At 34.3% G+C, this 4,175-nt stretch carries 4 protein-coding genes; all 4 read right to left on the bottom strand.

What is annotated here, in order from left to right:
* A partial coding sequence (locus Q0C22_RS03940) for a type III pantothenate kinase (protein ID WP_291491378.1) occupies positions 1–628 on the bottom strand: 628 nt, incomplete at its 3' end.
* 5 nt (positions 629–633) lie between these two features.
* Positions 634–1,851 carry a tyrosine--tRNA ligase gene (gene tyrS / locus Q0C22_RS03935; protein WP_291491369.1) on the bottom strand — a complete coding sequence of 406 codons (1,218 nt, stop codon included), beginning with the start codon at positions 1,849–1,851 and terminating at the stop codon, positions 634–636.
* A complete protein-coding gene (locus tag Q0C22_RS03930; protein ID WP_291491360.1) occupies positions 1,851–3,983 on the bottom strand; it encodes a vitamin B12-dependent ribonucleotide reductase in 2,133 nt (710 codons plus the stop codon). Before Q0C22_RS03930 ends, tyrS begins: the two co-directional genes overlap by 1 nt.
* A 2-nt stretch (positions 3,984–3,985) precedes the next feature.
* A partial coding sequence (locus Q0C22_RS03925; protein ID WP_291491350.1) for a hypothetical protein occupies positions 3,986–4,175 on the bottom strand: 190 nt, incomplete at its 5' end.

Genomic DNA, 4,175 nt, shown 5'->3' with positions numbered 1-4,175 from the left:
GCATCTCAAGCTTTAATCTTTCAATAATGCCTTCTACCATTTCAATATAACCAAAATAAATACCACTTCTCATACTTTCTATGGTATTTTTACCAATAATTCGCATTGGTTTTTCAAGACTGATTTTTGGTAATTTTGCCGTGTGTTCCCTTAAGCATTCCATAGATATATTTACACCTGGTGCTATAACACCGCCCAGGTACTCGCATTTTTCACTAACACAATCAAATGTTGTAGCCGTACCAAAATCTACAACAATTGCAGCACCCAAACACTTTTCATAAGCAGCAAGAGCATTCACTATTCTATCTGCGCCTACTTCTTTTGGGTTATCGTAAAGAATTTTTACACCAGTTTTTATTCCTGCTCCTACTTCTTTAGTTTTTACTTTGAATATTTTTTCAATTGCATTTACGATTTTTTGTGTTAAATATGGCACAACTGAACTGATAATTGCACCTTCTATATTAAAATCAAGACCGTTGATCTTAAACAAATCATAAAGCAGTATCGTTACTTCATCATCAGTGCGGTTTATAGTACTTATACGGAATGTATGAATAAGCGTTTTTGACTCAAAAACACCAAAACCCGTTGTTGTGTTGCCTACATCTATGACCAAAAGCATAAGTCTTACTCGATTGTTACTTTTGCAATTTGTTTTTTTCCGACCTTTAACACAAAACTATCACCTTTTTTAAGTTGCAATCCTGCATCTTCTATTACCTTATCGTTTATATACACACCTTTTTGCTCTATTAAACGTTTTGCTTTGGATGTAGAATCACTAAAGCCTATATTTTTTATCAAGTGGCATATCCAAATTGATTGTGTGTCAATTTTTAAGTTTATCTCTTCAAGCAAGTCGGGCCTTTCATTGTGCGTTAGAGCATCAAATGTCTTTTTTGCTTTTTGAGATTGACCTGGATGAAACCTTTCAACAATTTCTAAAGCAAGTTGTTCTTTAACAAATTTTGGGTTTAAAGAACCCTGTTGTATTTGTTTTTTAAAGCTTTCAATTTCCTGTACAGATTTATCTGATAATAGCTCGTAATATCTAAACATAAGCTCATCTGATATAGACATGATTTTACCATACATATCAATTGGACTTTCGTTTAACCCAATATAGTTACCTAAAGACTTGCTCATTTTATTTTTACCGTCTGTACCTTCAAGTATAGGCATCATCAAAATACTCTGAGGTCTCTGACCAAATTTTGACTGGAGCAGCCTGCCAACTAAGAGGTTAAATTTCTGATCACTTCCACCGAGCTCCACATCAGCTTTTAGTGCAACAGAATCATATCCTTGAATCAATGGGTACAAAAATTCTTTTATTGATATGGGTTTTCCACTTTTGTACCTTTTCTCAAAATCATCTCTCTCAAGCATTCTTGCTACACTCATATGACCTGCAAGCTCAATTAAGAAAGCGGCAGACAGCTTTTCGCACCATGTTGAATTATAAACAACTTTCGTCTTATCTTTATCTAAAATTTTAAATACTTGCTCTTTGTATGTTTTTGCGTTTTCTTCAACCTCTTCTTTGCTTAAAGACGGTCTCGTTTGTGTTTTTCCGGTAGGATCTCCTATTGTTGCAGTAAAATCGCCAATTAGAAAGTAAACTTCATGACCCAAATCTTGAAAATGCTTAAGTTTTTGTATAAGCACAGTATGTCCAAGATGCAAATCTTTTGCAGTTGGATCAAAACCAGCTTTAATTCTTAAAGGCACACCTGTTTTAAGTGATTCTTTTATTTTTTCTTTAAGCTCTTCTTCTTCTATTATTTCTACACTTCCTCGTTTTATTTGTTCAAATTGTTCATTGGCTAACTTTTCAATATCCATTAACTACACCTCGAGTACCCACAATTTTTGCACACAGCGCATCCTTCTACTTCTTCTAACACACCACCACATTCCGGACACTCTTCATAATTTTTTTCAACCTTTTTGTCTAAAAAATGATCTTTCAATACCTGAGCAATAGCATCTGGTACAGATTTAATAAGCCTGCCTTCATTCCAGATAGGCTGAGCACCTGTTATGTTTATAAGTGTACTTACAATTTTTTCAACATCTACACCGTTTTGTAAAGCTATTGAAATAAGTCTGCCAATTGCTTCTGACAATGCCGATATATCACCACCTGATTTGCCTATATTTGCAAAAACTTCTACAGGTTTGCCGCCCATGGTATTTACAGTTACATACAGGCTTCCTCTGGATGTTTTGAGTTTTTCCGTAAAGCCACGCAATACGCGTCCGCGTTTAATAGTCTGTAGTTTTTCTTGTTTGGATTCTGATACCAAAACCTGAACGCTTCTTGAGCCGTCTCTGTATACAGTTAAGCCTTTTAAACCTTTTTCTATAGCGTAAAAATATGCTTTTTTTACATCATCTACAGTTGCAGAATTTGGCATGTTTATTGTTTTTGATACAGCATTGTCTGTATAATTTTGAAAAGCCGCTTGCATGTCGATGTGGGCAGTATAGTCCATATCCATTGATGTTACAAAAATCTTGCTTAAATCTTCAAGGGATTTTGGCAATTCCAAACCTTTAAGCCTTCCACCATTTGCAATCAGTTCTTCTAAAAAATCATCTACATTAATACCGCTTGATTGCAGTCGATCAAGCAGTCTTTCATTTACATATTTTAACTTTTTACCGTCAAGCACCTGCTTGTAATAAGCAAGTGTAAAGTATGGTTCGATACCTGATGAACAATCAGCTATCATAGATATTGTGCCAGTTGGGGCAATTGTGGTTGTTGTGGCATTACGCATTAATATATTTTGATCTTTGAAGATGCTATTTTCATAGGCCGGGAAACAGCCTCTCTGACTTGCCAGATTGCTTGATGCAACATGACTTTCTTTTTGTATAAAACCCATCACATCGCTTGCTAATTTAACACCTTCTTTGCTATTGTAGGCAATGTTTAGATCTACAAGCATGTCTGCAAATCCCATTATACCCAGCCCTATTTTTCTATTTTTTAGTGTTTCTGTTTTTATTTGTTCAATCGGGTAGCTATTAACATCAATTACATTATCCAAAAAACGTACTGCAGTGTGAACACATTCTTTTAAATCTTCCCAGTCAATTGAACTATTTTTAACAAATTTTGATAAATTTATAGAACCTAAATTGCAAGATTCATAAGCTAAAAGAGGCTGTTCACCGCATGGATTTGTTGCTTCAATTTCAACACCTTTTAAAGTGTGAAGTTTGTTGATTCTGTCAATAAAAACAAGACCTGGTTCACCATTTTTCCATGCATTATTTGCAATCTCATCCCATACAAATGAAGCTTTAAGCTTACTTGCTACCTTTTTTGTATGTGGATTTATTAGTTCATATTCTTCATCATTTTTAAGTTTTTCTAAGAAGTCATCAGTTATAGCAACGCTTATATTAAAGTTCGTTATGGCATTTTCCTGTTCTTTGCAGTGTATAAACTCTAAGATATCTGGATGATCGACCCTTAAAATTCCCATATTTGCACCGCGTCTTACGCCACCTTGTTTTACGGATTCAGTAGCACAATCAAATACTTTCATAAATGACACAGGACCAGATGCTACACCTTTTGTAGATTGGACCACCTCACCTTTTGGTCTTAGTCTACTAAAAGAAAAACCTGTACCACCACCAGTTTTGTGTATAATTGCAGTTTGTTTTACGGCTTCAAATATCTCTTCCATAGAATCACCGACAGGCAACACAAAACATGCTGATAGCTGACCCAATGGATTTCCTGCATTTATCAAAGTAGGTGTATTTGGTAAAAATTTAAGTGAAGCCATTAAATCATAAAATTTCTCAAACCAGTAATCAAAGTCTTTTTCTACCTGTGCTATGTGTTTGCTCACTCGCTTTAGCATATCATCTGGTGTTTCTATAATCTCGCCACGTTCATTTTTTTTAAGATATCGCGACTTTAATACTGTTATAGCATTTTCACTAAAACCCATATTTACTCCTTAAATATATCTTTTATTGTAAAATTGCAATACGTTTTATTAAAAGTTATATAAAAAGCTATACTGTAGCGCTCATTTATTTTTAAGTTATCGGCATCTGTTGACACAAACGATTTGCTTTTGCCATTGAAATCAAAAAAAAGAATATTATGGTAAGGTTTTTTCTGTATATCTTTCAAAATA

Source organism: Desulfurella sp. (assembly GCF_023256235.1).
Classification (GTDB): domain Bacteria; phylum Campylobacterota_A; class Desulfurellia; order Desulfurellales; family Desulfurellaceae; genus Desulfurella.
This window is presented reverse-complemented; position numbering and strand designations above follow the sequence as displayed.

Excerpts from the sequence above, each read along its gene's own strand:
- tyrS (WP_291491369.1), bottom strand. The coding sequence starts at position 1,851 with ATGGATATTGAAAAGTTAGCCAATGAACAATTTGAACAAATAAAACGA.
- Q0C22_RS03930 (WP_291491360.1), bottom strand. The coding sequence starts at position 3,983 with ATGGGTTTTAGTGAAAATGCTATAACAGTATTAAAGTCGCGATATCTT.